This window comes from Acidovorax sp. K2F, from assembly GCF_025246485.1.
GTDB classification, from domain to species: Bacteria; Pseudomonadota; Gammaproteobacteria; order Burkholderiales; family Burkholderiaceae_C; genus Acidovorax; species Acidovorax delafieldii.
Map to the genome: position 1 here is coordinate 95,197 of NZ_JAOBSQ010000036.1, position 18,993 is coordinate 114,189.

Below are 18,993 nucleotides of genomic sequence, written 5' to 3' on the forward strand. Positions count from 1 at the left end.
GCCACGCCTGCCTGGATAATCCACCGGCTCGCTGATAGCGAGATATGGCTCCGGGTCCACCCAGGGGCCGCGTCACCCCATCCAGGCATACCGCCGCCCCGTTTCGCTCTGTTTGTCCACCCCCATGCCCCAGGCCTTTCGCAACACTTTCCTCACTCTGCGCGATCTGATTGTGTCAGCAGGCCCCCTCGCCTTCTTGGCGGTCGGGCTGCTGGTGCTGGCCTATTGGTGGCTCAACCCCAATCCCCCCAAGACGGTGATCCTGGCCACAGGCCCTGCCCAAAGTGCCTATGAGGAGTTTGGCAAGCGCTACCAGAAGGCGCTGGCGGCGGACGGCATTGATGTGGTGCTGCTGCCCAGCGAGGGCTCATCGCACAACCTGCAGCTTCTGCGCGACGGCCAGGCCGATGTCGCTTTTGTACAGGGCGGCACAGCCGAACTGCAACCCGATGATCCGGACAACCTGGTATCGCTGGGCAGCCTGTTTGTAGAGCCGCTGTGGCTGTTCTACCGCACCGATGCAGCAGAGCGCATGCACAACGCACCCCGGCTCGATGGCCTGCGGCAGCTACGCGGCTGGCGGGTCAATGTGGGGTCGGAGGGCAGCGGCGTGCCCACGCTGATCGAGCGGTTGCTGCAGGCCAATAAGGTGGAGCCCAGCGCAGTCAAGCTATCGCGCCTGGAACAGACGCCCGCGACGGTGGAGTTTTTGGCGGGGAGGCTCGACGCCTTGGTATTTGCCTCGGCGCCTGAATCCCTGATGGTGCAGATGCTGCTGCAAACGCCTGGCGTGCAGCTGCTGGATTTCGCGCAGAACGAGGCCTACACACGGCGGTTTCCGTTCCTCACCCCCGTGACCTTGCCACGCGGGGTGGTGGACCTCGCGGCCAACGTGCCCCAACGCGATGTTCGGCTCGTGGCCACCACCACGTCCCTGCTGGCGCGCGACGGCACGCACCCCGCCCTGCTGACCCTGTTTGCCCAGAACGCACAAAAGCTGCACAGCGGCGCGGGCTGGTTCAACCGGGCGCGTGAGTTTCCCAACACGCGCGGCAGCGAGCTGCCGATTGCCAAGGAGGGCGACCGCGCCATGAACGAGCCGGTGCCCATGCTGCAACGCTACCTGCCGTTCTGGATGGCCAACCTGATTGAGCGCATGTGGCTGGTGCTGGGCATCTTGCTGGCCATCATGCTGCCGCTGTCGCGCATCGTGCCGCCGCTCTACCAGTTCCGGGTGCGGTCACGGGTGTTCCGCTGGTATGGCCGCCTGCGCGAGATCGAAAACGACCTGGAAATGGGCAAAAGCGACCCCTCAACCCTGCTGCGCACCCTCGACGGACTGGAAGCCCAGGCCGAAAAGGTGAGCGTGCCTCTGTCGTATGCGGACGAGCTGTATGCCCTGCGCAACCACATCCACCTGGTGCGCAAAAAACTGCTGCGCGCGTCGGAAGGGGCTGGTGGATCTGCTGACCACAGCACTCCGGGCGAAGGGATGACGAACAACAGCGTGACGGAAACAGGGAGTGCAGCAGTAACTGGGCGTTGACCAGCTCTACAGCTGCACAAGGCCGCTCGCGGCCTCAAGGTGGCACCCGCAGCGCGCGTGTCTGTGCGATCAGCGATTCTTGGGCGACTTGGCACCCGAAGCCGGGGCCAGGGGGGCGGATTTGGACAGCGGCGCCATTTTGGAGCCGAAGCCCGTACGGCCCTCGGACGACTTGCGATCTACCCCGCCCGTTTCCGTAGAGCCCGAAGCGCGGACCGCAGGCTTGGCGGGCTTGGGCGGCTGGGCCGGCACCACGCGCAGCGAGCCTTCGGCCGCCAGCTTGTCGCGCATGCGGCGGGTCATGGACTGGGTGCTGGCATCCGGCGCAGTGAACAAAAACAGGGTGCCATGCGGGCTGGCCCAGGTCAGCTGGGTGCGCACCACCCGGCCATTGGTCACCAGCTCCACCCAGGCCCCGATGACAAAATCAGCGTAAGGGTCCGGGGTGTCCAGCGGCGCCTGGGCACTGTCCTGCGGTGCAGGAGCGGACGCCTCTGCCGATTCGGACGGCTCTGTCGCCTCCGGGGCCACTTCGGGCTCTCCCGCAGGGGCGGACACTGGGGCAGGAGCCGGTTTTTCAAAAGCGGCCTGGTGCAACGCCACGAGCCGCTGCAAGAATGCGCTGGTCTGCACCGCAGGGTAGTTGATGGTCTTGAGGCCCTTGCGCAGCTTGGCCAGCAGGCCGGGGATGGCTTCGTTGAGCCGGTCCGTCTCCTGGCGCGTGAGGTCAGGCTGCGCAGTCCACAGCAACACGGGAACCAGCGCCAGGTAACCGCTGGGGTCATCTTCCTGGCTATCGTCACTGCGCATCACCTGCGCCAGCGCCACCACGTCAGCCCAGGGGCCCGCCGCAAAATCCAGCACGTCCGACGGCACCTTGTCCACATCCGGCAGCTTGCGGATATCGGCTGCGATCTTCTCGGCCAGCAGTTCGCGCTGCTCCGCCTGCAATTTGGCTTTCTGCTCGGCCTCCTGCTGGGCCTTGATCTTTTGCTCCTGGGTGTCCCAGGCAGACTGCAGCGCTTTGAGCACGGTGTCGAACGGCCCCGCGTCCTTGACCTCATGGGCAGACAGGTGGCCCACAGCCTCGGTCACCAGTCGCATGAAGCGGCTGAAGCCAGGCTCTGTCTCGGCGGTGAATGCCAAGCTGCGCTGCGTAAGCTCATCAAGCAGGCGGCGCGCAGGGTGGCTGCTGTCGGTAAAAAACCGGCCGTCGTGGTGCACCAATTGCTTGAGCGCAGGCTCCAGGCTCTTGACGGCCTGCTGCACAGGGGGCAGCAAACGGGCGTCCTGGGAGATGTTGGCCATCATGCGCCCCACCACCTCCACCGCCATGGCGGTGGACTGGGTAGCAGCCTCCATGGGCATGGCTGCATAGACCACCGGCGCAACGCCAGGCCCACGCCAGCCTGCGAGAGGCACGGGCAAAGAGCCCGCCTGGCTGACCGTGCCCCCACCGGCAAGACGGCCCACCAGGCGCTCCAGCTGCGCCATGTCTTCAATCGCTTCAGCGGCCGCACCCGACGGGTAGTAGCCCCCGGCCAACGATGACTGAGCGCTGGCGGCTCCCGCGCGGGGGTCCACCCAGCCCGGCTGACCCGCGCCGCTGGGCATGACCACCGCCTGTGCGGGCACGGCGCCGTAGACCGGAGGAGGGGCAAATGGATCACCGCCCGCCAACATCTGGCGCAGGATGCCGACCGTGAGCAATGCCTCTTCGGCAGCGTCCACGGGCACGGGCACCATGGCACCCTGCTGGGAGTCGCCGCTCCAGCCTGTGCTGGGGCCCATACCACGCCCATAACCTGTGTTGCCATAGTCCCCCATGGGCGCGTTCATTGAGGGGCCGTACCCGGAATAACCGCCCCCGTAACCCGTACCGGGCCCGCCATAGCCAGACCCACCGTAACCGGTGCCTTGGCCGCGACCGCCGCCCGCAGGCGTGCCCAGCACTGCGTAGCCCACCGGCTGTACGCCATGCTCACGCAAGCTCTGGGCGGTTTTTTTGTATTCTTCGGCCAGCAGCTTCCCGAGCAGGTCGCGCATGTGCTGCATCCACAGCTGCCGTACCTCGGCCGAGACGCCGGTCTCACCCACCACCTGCTGCAATGCACGGATGTAGCTCTCGGGCCGCAGAGGGTTGCGCTCGGGTTGCACGCTGCGCAAACCTTGCGCAGCGCTCACCAGGGTGTTGAGTTCGGCCAGTACGGCGTCGGTCGCATGCAGCGCAGACTGCTGGGCCTTGGACAGTTCCACCTGGGCCTGCATCTCGCTTTCGTCCATGAGCGAAAGCTCGCCAAAGTCCATGCCGGTGTCGTCGGCCGAACTGCGCCCCTTGGCGACCGCAGGGCCTTCGGCAAATATTTCCAGCAAGGCCATGGGATAGCCCTTGACCAGCGCAGCCTCGTGCTCGTTGAGCAGCCGCAGTGCATCACTGAACAAATTGCGCTGCTGGATGTTGCGGCTGGCCGACTCCTCGCTGGTCAAGGCACTTTGGGTGACCTTGACGAGCTGCCCCATCAAGGCCTCGCCACCGCGAACGGCGTTGACAACGCAGGCGCGGAAAACGGCTCTCAGACGCGATGCGGGCAGGGACATGGTGGGAGGGAGGAATCGGACAAGAGGTTTCCAGATGCAATCCTACTTGACCTCGGCCTTTATTTGAGGGCCTTGAAACGCATCCGCTTGGGCTTTGCACCTTCTTCACCCAGCCGCTTCTTCTTGTCGGCCTCGTACTCCTGGTAATTGCCGTCAAAGAACGTCCACTGGCTGTCACCTTCGGCGGCCAGAATGTGCGTGGCGATCCGGTCCAGGAACCAGCGATCGTGGCTGATAACCAACACTGTGCCCGCGTATTCGAGCAAAGCGTCTTCCAGCGCGCGCAGGGTTTCCACGTCCAGGTCGTTCGAAGGCTCGTCCAGCAGCAGCACGTTGCCGCCAGCAATCAGTGTCTTGGCCAAGTGCAGACGGCCACGCTCACCGCCCGACAGCATGCCCACCTTCTTTTGCTGGTCGCCACCGTTGAAGTTGAAGCGCCCTGCGTAAGCACGGCTGGCCATGGTGAACTTGCCGATGTTGATCATGTCCAGGCCGCCGGAGATGTCTTCCCACACGGTCTTGTCGTCCGACAGGGCATCGCGGTGCTGGTCCACAAAGGCCATCTTCACGGTCGAGCCGATCACCACCTCACCGCTATCCGGCTGCTCGCGGCCCGCGATGAGCTTGAACAGGGTCGATTTACCGGCACCGTTCGGACCGATGATGCCCACGATGGCACCCGCTGGGATGGTCATGGACAGGTTGTCGATGAGCACACGGTCGCCGAAAGACTTGGTGACGTTGTGGAACTCAATGACCTGGGTGCCCAGACGCTCGGCCACAGGAATGAAGATTTCCTGCGTTTCGTTGCGCTTTTGGTATTCGTAGTCGCTCAGTTCCTCGAAACGGGCGATACGCGCCTTGCTCTTGGCCTGACGGCCCTTGGCGTTCTGGCGCACCCATTCCAGTTCCTTCTTCAGGGCCTTGGCGCGTGCCTCCTCACCCTTGTTTTCAGATTCCAGACGGGCCTGCTTCTGGTCCAGCCAGGTGCTGTAGTTGCCCTTGTAGGGGTGACCGTAGCCGCGGTCCAGTTCCAAAATCCACTCCGCGGCGTTATCGAGGAAGTAGCGATCGTGGGTGATGGCCACCACGGTGCCCGGAAAGCGGTGCAGGAACTGCTCCAGCCAGTCCACCGATTCAGCATCCAAGTGGTTGGTGGGTTCGTCGAGCAGCAGCATGTCAGGCTTGGACAACAGCAGGCGGCACAGCGCAATGCGGCGCTTTTCGCCACCAGACAACAGCCCAACCTTGGCGTCCCAAGGAGGCAGGCGCAGGGCATCGGCAGCGATTTCGAGCTGGTGCTCGGAGTCCGTCCCCGCCGTCGCAATGATGGCTTCCAGGCGAGCCTGTTCAGCGGCCAGTGCGTCAAAGTCTGCATCGGCCTCGGCGTAGGCGGCGTACACCTCTTCCAGCTTGGCCTTGGCGGCAAACACCTCGCCCATGGCCTCTTCCACGCTTTCGCGGACTGTGTGCTCCGAGTTGAGCTGAGGCTCCTGGGGCAGATAGCCGATCTTGATGCCCGGCATCGGAATGGCTTCGCCTTCGATTTCCTTATCTACGCCGGCCATGATCTTGAGCAGCGTGGATTTGCCCGAGCCGTTCAGACCCAGCACACCAATCTTGGCGCCCGGGAAAAAGCTCAGGGAGATGTCCTTCAAGATCTGCCGCTTGGGCGGCACGGTCTTGGAGACGCGATTCATCGAATAAACGTATTGGGCCATGGAGGGTTCTAGCTTGCGAAAGTGGGCAGGAAGTCTGCATCCGAGCAGGTTCATAGGGCCATTTGGAGCATTCCAAAAAGACGCCGAACGCGCTCTCAAACCCTAGATTATCGGTCCATGCGACAATACCCCCGTTGTGGGCTCCAGTTGCCCGCCACATCAGCACACTGCTGGGGACGAAGGAAGCCACGCTTCCGGGCTCCCAATCCTGAACCTCATCAGCCTGAGACTGGCTCAGCAACCTCCCGGTTGCACGACAGGCGGATACCCAGCGCCCCGGACGGGCGCATCCAACGACATGACATTTGACGAACTGAACCTGGCTCCTGCCATCCTGAAGGCCGTGCACGAAACGGGCTATGAAACCCCCACGCCCATTCAGGCCCAGGCCATTCCCGCCGTTCTGGAAGGCCACGACCTTCTGGCCGGCGCGCAGACTGGCACCGGCAAGACCGCTGCGTTCACCCTGCCCATGCTGCACCGCCTCTCGCAAGGCACGGCCCCCAAGAACAAGTTTGGCGGCAAGGGCATCCGCGCCCTGGTGCTGACCCCTACCCGTGAGCTCGCGGCCCAGGTCGAAGAATCGGTGCGCGAATACGGCAAGTACCTGGACATCAACTCCACCGTGGTCTTCGGTGGTGTGGGCATGAACCCACAGATCGACCGCATCAAGCGCGGCGTGGACATCCTGGTGGCCACCCCCGGCCGTCTGCTGGACCTGCAGCAACAGGGCTTCCTGGACCTGTCCACCGTGCAGGTGCTGGTGCTTGACGAAGCCGACCGCATGCTCGACATGGGCTTCATCCACGACGTGAAGAAGGTGCTGGCTCTGGTGCCCAAGGACAAGCAAAGCCTGCTGTTCTCGGCCACCTTCAGCGACGAGATCCGCGAGCTGGCCAACACCCTGCTCAAGAACCCGCAAAGCATCCAGGTCACCCCGCGCAACACCACGGTGCAGCGTATTTCGCAAGTGATCCACCCCGTGGGCCGCGGCAAGAAAAAGCAGGTGCTGCTGCACATCATCCAGCAACACAACTGGAGCCAGGTGCTGGTGTTCACGCGCACCAAGTTCGGCGCCAACAACGTGGCCGAGTTCCTGACCAAGAACGGTGTGCAGGCCATGGCCTTGCACGGCAACAAGAGCCAGAGTGCCCGTACGCAGGCGTTGGCGGGCTTCAAGAGTGGCGAGATCCGTGCCCTGGTGGCCACCGACATCGCCGCACGTGGCATCGACATCGATGACCTGCCGCACGTCGTCAACTACGAAATCCCCAACGTCTCCGAAGACTACGTGCACCGCATCGGCCGTACGGGCCGCGCAGGCGCTACGGGCGAAGCCGTGAGCCTGGTCTGCATGGACGAAGAAGGTTTCATGATGGACATCGAGCGCTTTACCAAGCAGCAGATTCCTGTCCAGGTGATCGAAGGTTTTGGCCCAGAACCCGGAGAGAAGGCGGAACCCATCGCCATGGGCCGCCAGACCATCTGGGGCGGCGCAGGCAAGCCCCCGAGCCGTGATGTGATGCAGGCAGCCGCCAAGGCCGCCCGCAGCGAAATGATGGAGCGCATCCGCACCAACAAGGCAGGCCAGGGCGGCGGCCAAGGTGGGGAGCGCGGCCCCCGTGCAGGCAACGGTGGTGGCAGTGGTGGCCGTTCCGGCGGCGGGGCTCCACGCAACGCCCAGGGTCCAGCCGGCGGCGGCCGCGGAGGCCAGGGTGGTGGCCGGGGTGGTGCCCGTGACGGCGCCGCCCAGGCACCTGCGCGCAGCCGAGGCCCACGCCCCGAAGGCGGCGGTGGTCATCGCTACGATGACGCACAACCCCCCCGCGCCAATGCGCACCTGGGCACACACCTGGGTCACAGCAACCCAGGCCATCGCAGCTCGGGCCACGGTGCGGGCGGTCAGCCCGACCCCATGCGCACCAGCGTGGACAGCATGGCTGAACGCGGCCGCCGTGGCGGCGGCGGTGGTGGTGGGTATCGCAACTCTGGAGGTGGCGGCTATGGTGGCGGATCAGGCACGGGTGGCGGTGGTGGCCGGGGCAACGGGCCTCGTGGGCCAGGCGGTCCTCGCGGCTCTTTTAACCGCTGAGACGCGCAAAGCGCCCCCTGCCAACGCCACGGACGCAGCGGGCGCCAGCATCCATGTGCTGCACGCCAAAGGGCGGCGTGCGCCAGCACTGAACCATCCCCGCCTGCAACTGCACGCGGTGGATTTTGCGGCGATGCCCGCCTTGCCGCACGTCGATGATGTTTACATCACCCTGGGCACCACCATGGCTGCAGCCGGCAGCCAGAGCGCGTTCCGTGCGGTGGACTATGACGCCGTGATGGCCACGGCCCGCGCAGCGCGCGCGGCGGGCGCCACCCGCTGTGGCGTGGTCACCGCCTTGGGGGCCAATGCGCAGTCGCGCATTTTTTACAACCGCGTCAAAGGCGAGGTCGAGCGCGACCTTCAGCAGCTGGGTTTTGAGACGCTGGTCATCGCACGCCCATCCCTGCTGATGGGCGAACGCCGGGCGCTGCAACAGGCCCACCGGCCCGCAGAGTCCCTGTCGCTCAAACTGTTTCAGTGGCTGAACCCGGTCCTGCCCGCCAACTACCGTGCCCGCCCCGGGGCGGAGGTGGCCCGTGCGCTCGTCCGTGCCGTACAGTTGGGCCGACCCGGGCTGCAAGTGCTGTCCGGCCGCGCGCTGCAGGCCAGTTGATACAGGGGTGCAGCCGTCGTGACCCCGCCTACGCTGTACGCCCTTCATGCGCCCCAACGAACTTCCCCAACCGCTGGACACCCTCATGGTGGCCACTTGCAATGTGCTCAACCTGGCCAATCCGGGACGCCTGTTCTACGAGAACCAGGACCCCTACAGCCAGACCGAGTTTGAACGCAAGATCACCTGGCTGGGCGAGCGCTTTCGGGCACTGAACGCCGATGTACTAGCGGTGCAGGAGGTCTGGGACGACGCGGCCTTCAAAGGGGCGCTGGGTCGGGGTGGCTTGCGCTACGACTTTGTCGCCGTGCCAGGGGCAGAGAACAACGACACCCAACAGGGCGCACAGGGAACGCCCCGTGTGGGCCTGGCCACGCGGCTCAAGGTCGAGGCATTGCAGTCCTTTGCCGACTTCCCGCCGGGCTTTCAGGTGGATGTGCCTGGCATTGGCCAACACACGCGCTTCGAGCGCCCACCCCTCGTGGCCACGTTGCGGATGAAGCATGGCCAAACCCTCAACGTCCTTACCGCGCACCTCAAATCCAAGCGCCCCAAATTTCTGCAGGACGCATTGGGCCAGCCTACGGAGGACCGGGACGACCGCAAGGTGGTCGCACTGGCATCGCTGCGCTCGCTGATCATGCGCGGCGCCGAGGCCATGGCGCTGCGGTGCTTGGTGATTGACTTGTTGCACCGCACCAGCGTGCCCCTGGTGGTGCTGGGCGACTTCAACGACACCCCCGACAGCGTGACCACGCAACTGATCTGCGCCACCACCGACATCGCCTACGACCGGTCAGCCCGTGATGTGGCCCTGTTCAATGCGTACGACCTGCAGGGAGATTTCGCCTTGAAAAAGGACGTGGCCTACTCCCACATCCACCAGGGCGCGCCCTATGTGCTGGACCAGATCCTGGTCAGCGAGGAGTTCCTGCCCAATGGGCGCAACAGAGTGGGCGATGTGCGCCGGGTGGATTATTTCAACGACCACCTGCATGAGGGACGCGACCGCACGCGCTCAGACCACGGCTTTGTGCGCGCCTTGCTGCGCCTGAAACTACCCAGTTCTCCTCTGGCCCAGAGCGTCTCGCCGCCGCCCACCGACGCCACCGCACCCAGCGACACCCCTCGCTGATCACTGCGGCAGCCCACGGCGCCACGGGTTTGCAACGGGATGTACGCTGACAAGGAGAGGCGGGTGCGCGCAGGTAACATCCACGTACAAAGCGCCCCACTCGCCCCACACCAGGGGCTCTCTCTGGCAGCCCACACCATGACCCAGCACAATTTCCTGCGCCGCAGCGCCGATACCGCCCCGCTTTCCCGTCCTGAACCACGGATTGCGCGCTGGGCCGCCCCGGCCACGCTGGCAGCACTGCTGCTGACAGCCTGCGGCAGCACCCCGCTGCCCCCTTGGCCATCCCCCCCCACTGCCCAGCAGCGCAGCGCCCCCGCGCCACTGCCGCGCGTACAACAAGGTACGGTGGTACCCGCACCGCTGGGACAGCAGACGCCCTCGCAGCTGCCGCCACAACGGGCTGCCGTGGTGGCCAGCCCCCTGCCCCCGTCCGCGCCGCTCTTGGTGCGCGACGAGGCGCCCATGGCGCCGCCCTATGGCGATGCGGTGGCCGCGCGGTTCCCCAACCCTTCTGTGGTCTACAGCACACCCGGCCTGGGTGCCGACCGCAGGGCCTTCACCACCAATGCCGAGCTGGGCCAATGGCTGCGCGGGCTGAGCGACGGCGTGCCCCGTGGCGGCACACGCGCGCAGTTGCTGCAGATTGGCACCTCGCAACGCGGCGAGCCCATCCAGGGCCTGCTGCTCACCCGTGCCCCAGGCACAGACCCTGCCAGCCTGGACAAGAGCGGCCGCCCCACCGTTGTGCTGATCGGCCAGCAGCATGGCGACGAACCCGCAGGCAGTGAGGCACTGCTGGTCATCAGCCGTGAGCTGGCCCAGGGCCTGCTCGAGCCGCTGCTGGACCGCATCAACGTGGTGGTGGTGCCCCGCGCCAACCCCGATGGCGCCGAGGTGGGCACCCGCGTCACCGCCAACGGCGTGGACCTGAACCGCGACCACCTGTTGCTCAACACGCCCGAGGCCCGCGCCATTGCGCAGGTCATCAACGACTACCGCCCCATCCTGGTCGTGGACGCCCATGAATACACCGTGGTGGGTCGCTATCTGCAGAAGTTCAACGCCATCCAGCGCTACGACGCACTGCTGCAATACACCACCACTGCCAACTATCCGGAGTTCCTCACCAAGGCATCGCAGGAATGGTTTCACCAGCCCATGGTGGCAGCCCTCAAGGCCCAGGGCCTGACGAGTGACTGGTACTACACCACCTCGACCAACCTGCAGGACAAGCGCATCTCCATGGGGGGCACCCAGCCCGACACGGGGCGCAACGTCCATGGCCTCAAGAACACGGTCAGCCTGCTGATCGAGACCCGTGGGGTGGGCATTGGTCGCATGCACATCCAGCGCCGCGTGCATGCCCAGGTCACCGCCATCACCAGCGCGCTGCGGACCACCGCCGAGCGGGCGGCCAACCTGGAGCAGGTACGCTCGTTCGTGGCCCGCGACGTCAGCGCCCTGGCCTGCCGCGACCAGGTGGTCATTGAAGCGGAGGCCACGCCCACCCAGCGCGACCTGGATTTTCTGGACCCCGAGACCGGCGCCGATCGCAGCATTCGCGTGGACTGGAACTCATCGCTGACGCTGCGCAACACCAAGGTGCGTGCGCGGCCCTGCGGCTATTGGCTGTCGGCAGACGCCAGCGGTGCAGTGGAACGCCTGCGCCAGCTGGGCATCCAGGTCATGCGGGTGGCAGAGCCAGGTTCTGTCCTGGCCGAGAGCTACCGCGAAACCGCGCGCGAAACCGGCAACCGCCAGGACGTGATCGGCACCATTGCCGGTGGTGGCGACATCGTGCGTGTGCAAGTGTCTGCCGTACGCAGCGCCATTGATGCACCTGCTGGCAGCTTCTATGTGCCCCTGAACCAGCCGCGTGCCAATCTGGCCGTGGCAGCGCTGGAGCCCGACACGCAGAACAGCTACTTTGCCAACCACCTGATCCAGGACCTGGGCCAAAGCGCCCGCGTGATGGCCGTGCCATCGCTGGTGTTTGAAGAAACAGATTGATCCGTGCCTTGCGGCAGGTCGCTGCATGGCGCGAGGCTGAGGTCTGCGTTCTTGGCGGGGTCAGGTGGGACGCTCCGTGAGGACGCTGCCCGGATACTGCGCTGCGACTGTGGCTGCAGACGCACTATTGCTACCAATTTTATAGCTGCCCAGGCATATTCTTCTAGCGCTACAGGCAGATTTCTTTCAAATCATGCCGATCCATGCAGTGGCGCGGGCCGCGTGGCGCGGGCCTGGCGGTCCCGGGCACGCTCCAGCACATGGCGTGCCATCGCCTGTGCCAAGGCATCTTCTGCCAGGAACACCTGGGCATGGCTGCATTCCTGCACCAGCCGCTGGGCCTCGTCCTCATTGTGGCTGCGCACCACGATGTCGATGCCCGGGTTCAGGGCCTGCGCCGTCTCGATCATCTGGCGCACCTGCAGCGCGTCCGGGGTGGCCACCACCAGCATGGCGGCCCGCGCAATGTGGGCCTGGATCAGCACGGCAGGCTCCACCGCGTCACCAAACACGGCGGCCACGCCATCGGCCCGCAAGGATTCCACCAACTCCCGGTTCTGCTCCGCCACCACAAACGGAATATCGTTGGCCGCCAGCGTTGCCGCCACACGCCGCCCTACCCGGCCGTACCCCACCAGAACCACCTGCCGCGCGAGGTAACGCGAATCGGTGCTGGTGGGCAGTTCGGCCAAAGGGTCATCCCGCTGCTCCAGCCGCCGCGCAAGCGCCGATCGGGCACGCAGCCAGCCCTGCAACGGCGCAATGGCATGGAACAACAACGGGTTGAGCGCCATGGAGAACAGGGCCCCCGCCAATACCAAGCTGGCCCCCTCTGGCGGCAGCAGCCCCAACGAAGAACCCAGTGCGACCAGAATGAACGAGAACTCACCTATCTGCGCGAGGCTGGCCGATACGGTGAGCGCTGTGTTGAGCGGGTAACGGAACGCCAGCACCAGGCCCGCAGCGGCCACCGTCTTGCCCAGCATGATGATGGCGACCACTGCCAACACTTGCAGTGGGCGCTCCCACAAGACGGCGGGGTTGAAGAGCATGCCGACCGACACGAAAAAGAGTACGGCAAAGGCATCGCGCAAAGGCAGCGACTCATGCGCAGCGCGGTGGCTGAACTCGGACTCGCGCATCACCATGCCGGCAAAGAAGGCCCCGAGCGCAAACGATACGCCAAACAGCGCAGCCGACCCGAACGCAATGCCCACCGCTGCGGCCACCACGCACAGCGTGAACAACTCACGCGAGCCTGTGCGAGCCACCTGCCATAACAGCCAGGGAAACAGCCGGCGCCCGACCAGCAGCATCAGCACCACAAACGCGCCGACCTGCAGCAGGGTCCAACCCAGCGTGCGCCAGAGCTGCGCAGCATCCAGGTCGGCCCCGGTGCCGCCTCCCAGCCATCCCCCCAGCGGGGGTAGCAGGACCAGTACCAGCACCATGGCGAGATCCTCCACCACCAGCCAGCCCACTGCGATGCGTCCGGTGTAGCTGTCCAGAATCCCCAGGGTCTCCAGCGCACGCAACAGCACCACCGTGCTGGCCACCGACAGTGCCAGACCAAAAACCAGGGCACCACCCATGCCCCAGCCCCACCAAAGGGCCAACGCCATACCCAGCGACGTCGCCACGATCATCTGCACCACAGCACCCGGCACGGCAATCTTGCGCACGGCCAGCAGGTCGCCCCACGAAAAATGCAGGCCCACGCCAAACATCAGCAGCATCACACCGATCTCCGCCAGCTGGCTGGCCAGGGCCGCATCTGCGACAAAACCGGGAGTGAACGGGCCGATGGCCACCCCTGCCAGCAAGTACCCCACCAATGCTGGCAGCCGCAGACGGGCGGCCAGAAAGCCCAGCACCAACGCCAGGCCCAAGGTGGCAGCAATGGTGTGGATCAGCGTGACGCTGTGTGGCATGGGCAAATGCTCCAGTGAGGGGCGCAGTCAAGGGGGATGGCCCGGTTATAACCGCATCACCATCCCGGCAGCAAAATCGCCCCTGCGGCAGCGCCAAGAGCAGGGGCCAGGGCGGGTATGATTAGCGTCCTGCGTTACGCAGATGCGGACACTCCGCAAGCCCGTCCGGCCACACAGCCGGCCAATATCCATCTGCCCGTAGCTCAACTGGATAGAGCAATAGCCTTCTAAGTTGTTCGGCAAACCCAGCATCTATGAGGCCTGCAGGCCGTTTCCTGATACGCAAAGCTGTATGTTCAATCAGCTATCTGGGCCGCATTCTTTCGTTTCATGGGTGGCGGTTGCGTATCGGTTTTGGGCCGACAATTCCTCGCCATGGCAGCCAAAAACATCGTTGATCTCCCCCCACACCACCCCGGCATGGCAGAACTGCACCGCCGGGTGTCCAACGCCTTCCGCACGCACTGGATCAAGCACCCAGACAAGAAGCCGCAGAAGCTGGTCCTGACCCAAAAACAGGCCGATGACCTGCGGCTGACGCAGCTCTACGGCGGTGTCTCGATTCCCGGCTACGCGCCCGAGGTGGGCAAGTTCAACGACCGCCCGGTGGAAGTATCAGCAACGACAGCAGGCGTTCTGGTGGCCCATGACGGCACCGAAATGCCGCTGGCCGACTACGACAAGATGCCTGCGGCCTAAATACAAAGGACGAAACAGTGAACCACTGCAAAACGTGCAAATACTGGAGCCCTGCTAGGAAAAAATACCCACTTCTTCCCGCGTCGGATGACGTGGGTGCAGGTGGGTTTTGCCAAAGCCAGAAGTTGGCCGAAGATATTGGCCAGCATGACGCTGACATGCTGGTGTACTCGTACAGCGAGGGCGGCGACTTCTGGACAGGCCCTGATTTTGGATGCGTTCACCACGCACCCTCGCCAACCAGCAACGACACGATGCCCACCACCTAAACACAAATCCCCGCCCGCATAACTGCGGCGGGGATTTTCCATTGGTGCTGACGAATCAGCAGGTCAAATCGACGGACACATGCGCCAGGAAGGGTGCACCGTGGGTCGTCGCTTGAGCACACGCAGCACGAATGCCTTGGCCGCTACCAGTGCCACGCGCGGTTTCTCCTGGCCCGGGGCCTTGGTCTGCAGCTGAAAGGGTTCCACCCATGCACTGAGCAGGCGGTCGATGCCGTAGCTCACGGCGGAAGCCACACGGTCCACGGAGGCCGACATGGCGGAGGCAGCGGCCATGCAGGCCATGGCAACCAGGGAAACGAAACGGGAGGAACGGTACATGGTGGATCTCCAGATGGGTGATGCCGTGGCTACCGGCGGGGGCCCCTTGCCGTGGCGGGGAATCTCAGGGGTTGGACGGCCTATCGGCTAACCTCAACGTTCACCAAACTGCCCTTCGGTCGGTCGGGAGCAGCGGTGGTGCAGGATGCAATCAAGGCCACCATGGCAACGGTCAGCAAATCCTTGGTGGGCTGGCGGCCCAGCGAGATAGCAACCACGTAGCCGATGATGGAAATGGCCGCGATAGCAGCCAGAGCGCCCGCGATCACTGGCAGGCCTCGCAGGGTGCATCGCCCGACAGGTCGCAGGCTTTCCCGCTGGCCAGGAAGTCAGCTGCCTCAGCGGTGGGGTTGTCCGGGCGTGGGGTGCCGGCCAGATCAGCAGCGGCATCTGCATCAGTCAGCACCGGGCGGGCCAGCTCGTCGCGCAGGCGGAAGCCAAGCAGGGGCCAGATTTGCTCGACCGCAGCGGCCCGCGCCTCTTTTGCACCCATTTCTGGGCTGTGCTGTGCGGGGTCGATGGCACCGTAGTTCACACCCACGAGCTTGGTCCCGTTCTTGAGAACCAGAACAGCGATGGTCACCCGGTCCAAGCCTTCGAGCAGCGGGCAGCCGGCAAGGGCTTTGTCCAAGGTGAAGCTGTATTCCGCAGAGATTTCCGCCTGAACATCGGCGGGCGTCACGCGCGGGCCCTTGTCGGCCTTGGCCTGGATCTCGCGCTCCAGGGAGTCGGGGCCGGGGTCCACCAACGGGAGTGCGCTGGATGCATCCTTGGCGGCTTGGCCCTTCTGGTAGGGCATCCATTCCACATAGCGGCCAAACGGTACGCCTTCGCCATCAGCGGGCGGGTTTTCACCGTCGTGCACCAAAGTGACCGACAGCACGGGGAACTGACGGCCCACCATGTCGGTGACGAGCACGTTCACGCAGCGGTCGCCGTGCACGGCAATAACAGTGGCGTCCAGTGGCTGGCCAACGGCGCACTGCATGGGTACGGGGCCTTGCTGGTCGTACTTGCTTGGGCGATACCAAACCTTGCGGCCCACGGTGGGCTTGATGACAGTAGAGGTCATGGTGTTCTCAGGGAGTTGGCCCGGCATCCGGCCGGGGCGGTGGGCTCAGGGTGTTTTTGCAGTGAGGTGGCAACATCCGCCGCGCCGCGATCAAATCCCTGCCCGTTGGCGGTCGAGGCTTTCCGTCTGGCCCGGTACAGGCGCTTACCAAGGCATCAAGGGCATCGGCCATGACCTTGAGCGCGGTCTTGTCGATCAGGCCCTGCTCACTCATGGGCCGCCTTCGATGGGATCACTGGCCAGGCTTCGCGGAGGGTTCGGACATCACTTGCGTGTCCATCAGCTTTTTCGACCATCCCTGCATACGCGGCGCGGCAGTCGTTGAATACGGAGTTGACGGCAAGGGCGTACTCAAGGACGGCGGCGGGGGGAGATGCAGCGAGGCGGCGGGCGGCATCGGCGTTTTGGTCGCGCAGCCCATCAGAAACACGGTGCAGATGGTCAATTTCAGTGCGCATAAGCGCTTCACGGGTGCGGGCAGCATTGAGGGCTCCTTGGTAGGTCGATGTGATGGCGCGCTCGTCAGCGCGGGCCTGGCTCACGGCGCCAAGGCGCTCGTTCGTCTGCTCCAGCCGGACCTCGGCCACAGCGGCGTCCATGCGGGCGTCTTGGAAGATCCAGGAACCAGCAGCGGCGGCCAGGGCCACGACCAGGTGGGTGATGAGAGTGAGGTTCACGGCATGGCCTCACATTCCTTGCTGTCGCGGTAGCCGTTGCGGGCTTCGGCATAGCAGGCGCGGACGGCGGCATCGGCCCTGGCACGGTCCTGCCCACACGCTTCCAGTACCTCGCCGGCACGCAGATACCAGGCCGGCGCCAGATCAGCTTCTTGGGAAGCCGTGTTCAACAGTTCACAGGCGCTGTGGGCGGTGCCGGTGGGCACTACAGTGCAACCGCTCAGTGCAACGGCAATGCACAAGGCGATGGCAGCGGCGCGCATCAGATCGACCCCTTTTGGCGCTGGATGCCTGCCTTCACACCCAAGCCAAAGAAGTGCTTGGCCAGGCCTTCAAGCTGACGCTCCGACCAGGGCGTGCAGCCCACAGCGGCGCACTCGGCCGCGTCCTCGTCGGACACCTGCAGACCTTTGGTGGTTGCGCAGCCAGTGAGCAGTGCACTGAGCAAAACCAGAAAAATGAGTACAGCAAGTTTCACGATTGCGCTCCAAGCCGCCATGTGCGGCAAATCTCGTCGTTTGAATCGCCGCGCAGCTGCAGGCCTGGCAGCACGGTAGAAACGCCCTGCACCGTCCCACGGTTCCAGCGCGTGTTCTCTCGGCAGGCACCCACCCAGTCCCCGGCATTGGCCTTGCGGCGCATGGTGCTGTCGAAGAAATTGCCCTCGCCCTTGTTGTGCAGGAAGTCGAGGAAGGTGGCTTGCTGGAACGGGTCATAGCTGGCCCAGTGCGTGAGCAGGCGCTTGGCTTCGACCTCGTAGCCGATGTACCGGCGCTTCTCCAGCCGGTAGCAGTCGGCGGGGGTGTAGGTGCGCCCCGCCACCACCTCGGGCCCGGTCAGGCCATTGCAGACGGTGAGCGGCTGGCCCTTGCCCTGCTTGTCCACGTAGGGCGTGCCGATGTGGCGATTGCTGGATTCGTAGTAGCTGGCCATCACCATGGCGATGCGGATGCCGTCCGACACCTGGGGGTCTGCGGCCACGGCCTGGATGTAGGCGTTGGTGTTGGCCTCACGCGTGGCGGCCTCGTCCACGTAGTAGGCCCCACCACCGGCGCCCATCAGCATGACCAGGGCGGCCAGGCTGGTGCGCAGTTGGGCGGGGACGCGGCTCACTTGTCGGCTCCCAGCTCACCCAGGTCGGTATTGCCTGAAACCACGCGCCCGGTGTTGCGCATGATGTCAATGCGCATCTGGCGCTCCTGCTGGCGCAGGGCATGCTCGGCGGCCAAGCGGCGGTTTGCTTCGCGCTTGTAGTACCAGCTCACCAGGGCGCCCAGCAGCGCAATACACACGCCAAAAAGGCCGATTGCTTGGGATGAGGCAAGCCAGCCAAGAAATCCAACGACAGCACCGCCACCGGAGGTGCGACCGCCGGCCGTGGAAATGGCATCGATGGTTTCTATTTTCATGAGCCAGGAGTGTTCCGGGCATGCGCCAACTGGTCTAACCCTACTGGGGGGGAATCATTTGGCCGCGCACCTCATGCGGACACGAAGATCGTTCGATCCTCTGCGCCAACGCCAACCACGCGATCCTCGCGCGCCACTGATACCAGGCGCCTTTCGGTCGCAACTCGCACCAGCCTGTCCTCGATGGGCACCACCAGGGTTCGGCTGGGGTCGAGGGATGGCGCGGATTCAATGGCTGCGAATGTGTCTTGGCCAGTCTCCAGCGCTGCCAGCACGCCGCCGGATGCTATCTGCCCTGCAATGGCTGCGGTGTCCGCCCCGGCCTCAATGGCGGCAAGCAGCGCACTGACCAGGACCGCCCCGCTCGCGCCCAGGCTGTCGGAGCCAACCTCTACGGCAGTGAGCAACCCGGCCGAATTGGGCAAACCGCCCTGCCCGGCCATGCTGTCGCTGCCGATCTCAATGGCGGCCATGGCACCAGCGATCAGGGCGCGTACTGAAATGGTTGCTGCATCGGAACCGGACTCCACCGCAGCCATAGGCCCTGCCAGTTTGGAAGGCCCACCCGTCGCACTCAGAGCATCGGCGCCGGCTTCGGCAGCTGCCAGGCTGCCCGCTGCGCGCGGCGCTGTCACGCTCGCAGCGAGAACATCATTGGCCGACTCAACGGCAGCGAGCGCTCCTTGGCGGCCGGCGGCGCTTGAACCCGAGGCCCCGAAAACGTCCGCGCCGGACTCCACGGCTGCCAACGCGCCCTGGCGCCGCGCGGAACCTGCAGCAGCCAGCGTGTCCTGCCCACTTTCGGCGGCGGTGAGCGCCCCTTGAGCGCGGGCGGTGCCTGCGAAGCTCGCAGAGTCAGCGCCGGTGCTCGTAGCT

Annotated in this window: 18 protein-coding genes; 6 read left to right on the top strand and 12 right to left on the bottom strand. The window is 65.0% G+C overall.

From position 1 onward, the window contains the following. Positions 1-124 precede the first annotated feature (124 nt). Entirely contained in the window at positions 125-1,546 is a 1,422-nt protein-coding gene (locus N4G42_RS13405; RefSeq protein ID WP_260667493.1) for a TAXI family TRAP transporter solute-binding subunit, read from the top strand. A gap of 69 nt (positions 1,547-1,615) precedes the next feature. Here N4G42_RS13405 and N4G42_RS13410 read toward each other — a convergent pair whose 3' ends face one another. Both N4G42_RS13410 and ettA read right to left on the bottom strand, forming a co-directional pair. Then, positions 1,616-4,144 (bottom strand): DUF1631 domain-containing protein, encoded by a 2,529-nt coding sequence (locus N4G42_RS13410; protein ID WP_260667494.1) that lies wholly within the window; start codon positions 4,142-4,144, stop codon positions 1,616-1,618. A gap of 59 nt (positions 4,145-4,203) precedes the next feature. Continuing rightward, positions 4,204-5,865 (bottom strand): energy-dependent translational throttle protein EttA, encoded by a 1,662-nt coding sequence (gene ettA, locus N4G42_RS13415; protein WP_056064117.1) that lies wholly within the window; start codon positions 5,863-5,865, stop codon positions 4,204-4,206. Between the two features lie 298 nt (positions 5,866-6,163). Between ettA and N4G42_RS13420 the strand changes: the two genes are divergently transcribed. The 4 genes from N4G42_RS13420 to N4G42_RS13435 all read left to right on the top strand — a co-directional run bounded on the left by N4G42_RS13420 (position 6,164) and on the right by N4G42_RS13435 (position 11,721). Further along, on the top strand, positions 6,164-7,957 hold the full coding sequence (locus N4G42_RS13420) for a DEAD/DEAH box helicase (RefSeq protein WP_260667495.1): 1,794 nt from the start codon (positions 6,164-6,166) through the stop codon (positions 7,955-7,957). Further along, on the top strand, positions 7,869-8,573 hold the full coding sequence (locus tag N4G42_RS13425; RefSeq protein WP_260667496.1) for a nucleoside-diphosphate sugar epimerase: 705 nt from the start codon (positions 7,869-7,871) through the stop codon (positions 8,571-8,573). Before N4G42_RS13420 ends, N4G42_RS13425 begins: the two co-directional genes overlap by 89 nt. Positions 8,574-8,619: 46 nt before the next feature. After that, positions 8,620-9,708 (top strand): endonuclease/exonuclease/phosphatase family protein, encoded by a 1,089-nt coding sequence (locus tag N4G42_RS13430; protein WP_260667497.1) that lies wholly within the window; start codon positions 8,620-8,622, stop codon positions 9,706-9,708. A 138-nt stretch (positions 9,709-9,846) separates the two neighbouring features. Beyond that, positions 9,847-11,721, top strand: coding sequence for a M14 family metallopeptidase (locus N4G42_RS13435; protein ID WP_260667499.1), 1,875 nt, complete (start codon positions 9,847-9,849; stop codon positions 11,719-11,721). Between the two features lie 191 nt (positions 11,722-11,912). Here the strand turns inward: N4G42_RS13435 and ybaL are convergent, their stop codons facing one another. Next, a complete protein-coding gene (ybaL, locus tag N4G42_RS13440) occupies positions 11,913-13,652 on the bottom strand; it encodes a YbaL family putative K(+) efflux transporter (protein ID WP_260667500.1) in 1,740 nt (579 codons plus the stop codon). A gap of 375 nt (positions 13,653-14,027) precedes the next feature. Between ybaL and N4G42_RS13445 the strand changes: the two genes are divergently transcribed. Beyond that, a complete protein-coding gene (locus N4G42_RS13445; protein ID WP_260667501.1) occupies positions 14,028-14,351 on the top strand; it encodes a hypothetical protein in 324 nt (107 codons plus the stop codon). Positions 14,352-14,683: 332 nt separating this feature from the next. Here N4G42_RS13445 and N4G42_RS13450 read toward each other — a convergent pair whose 3' ends face one another. The 9 genes from N4G42_RS13450 to N4G42_RS13490 all read right to left on the bottom strand — a co-directional run bounded on the left by N4G42_RS13450 (position 14,684) and on the right by N4G42_RS13490 (position 18,590). Further along, positions 14,684-14,959 (bottom strand): hypothetical protein, encoded by a 276-nt coding sequence (locus N4G42_RS13450; RefSeq protein WP_260667502.1) that lies wholly within the window; start codon positions 14,957-14,959, stop codon positions 14,684-14,686. 80 nt (positions 14,960-15,039) lie between these two features. Next, positions 15,040-15,228 (bottom strand): hypothetical protein, encoded by a 189-nt coding sequence (locus N4G42_RS13455; protein ID WP_260667503.1) that lies wholly within the window; start codon positions 15,226-15,228, stop codon positions 15,040-15,042. Next, a complete protein-coding gene (locus N4G42_RS13460) occupies positions 15,225-16,031 on the bottom strand; it encodes a Gp49 family protein (RefSeq protein ID WP_260667504.1) in 807 nt (268 codons plus the stop codon). Before N4G42_RS13460 ends, N4G42_RS13455 begins: the two co-directional genes overlap by 4 nt. Before the next feature lie 206 nt (positions 16,032-16,237). Next, a complete protein-coding gene (locus tag N4G42_RS13465; RefSeq protein ID WP_260667505.1) occupies positions 16,238-16,708 on the bottom strand; it encodes a hypothetical protein in 471 nt (156 codons plus the stop codon). Further along, on the bottom strand, positions 16,705-16,971 hold the full coding sequence (locus tag N4G42_RS13470) for a hypothetical protein (protein WP_260667506.1): 267 nt from the start codon (positions 16,969-16,971) through the stop codon (positions 16,705-16,707). Before N4G42_RS13470 ends, N4G42_RS13465 begins: the two co-directional genes overlap by 4 nt. After that, positions 16,971-17,186 (bottom strand): hypothetical protein, encoded by a 216-nt coding sequence (locus N4G42_RS13475; protein WP_260667507.1) that lies wholly within the window; start codon positions 17,184-17,186, stop codon positions 16,971-16,973. The genes N4G42_RS13470 and N4G42_RS13475 overlap by 1 nt, the downstream gene beginning before the upstream one ends. Continuing rightward, the gene (locus N4G42_RS13480; RefSeq protein WP_260667508.1) at positions 17,183-17,821 is read right to left on the bottom strand and encodes a glycoside hydrolase family protein; all 639 of its coding nucleotides are present in this window, start codon (positions 17,819-17,821) and stop codon (positions 17,183-17,185) included. Before N4G42_RS13480 ends, N4G42_RS13475 begins: the two co-directional genes overlap by 4 nt. Continuing rightward, positions 17,818-18,117 (bottom strand): holin, encoded by a 300-nt coding sequence (locus N4G42_RS13485; protein ID WP_260667509.1) that lies wholly within the window; start codon positions 18,115-18,117, stop codon positions 17,818-17,820. The genes N4G42_RS13480 and N4G42_RS13485 overlap by 4 nt, the downstream gene beginning before the upstream one ends. Before the next feature lie 71 nt (positions 18,118-18,188). Continuing rightward, on the bottom strand, positions 18,189-18,590 hold the full coding sequence (locus N4G42_RS13490) for a hypothetical protein (protein WP_260667510.1): 402 nt from the start codon (positions 18,588-18,590) through the stop codon (positions 18,189-18,191). Positions 18,591-18,993 lie beyond the last annotated feature (403 nt).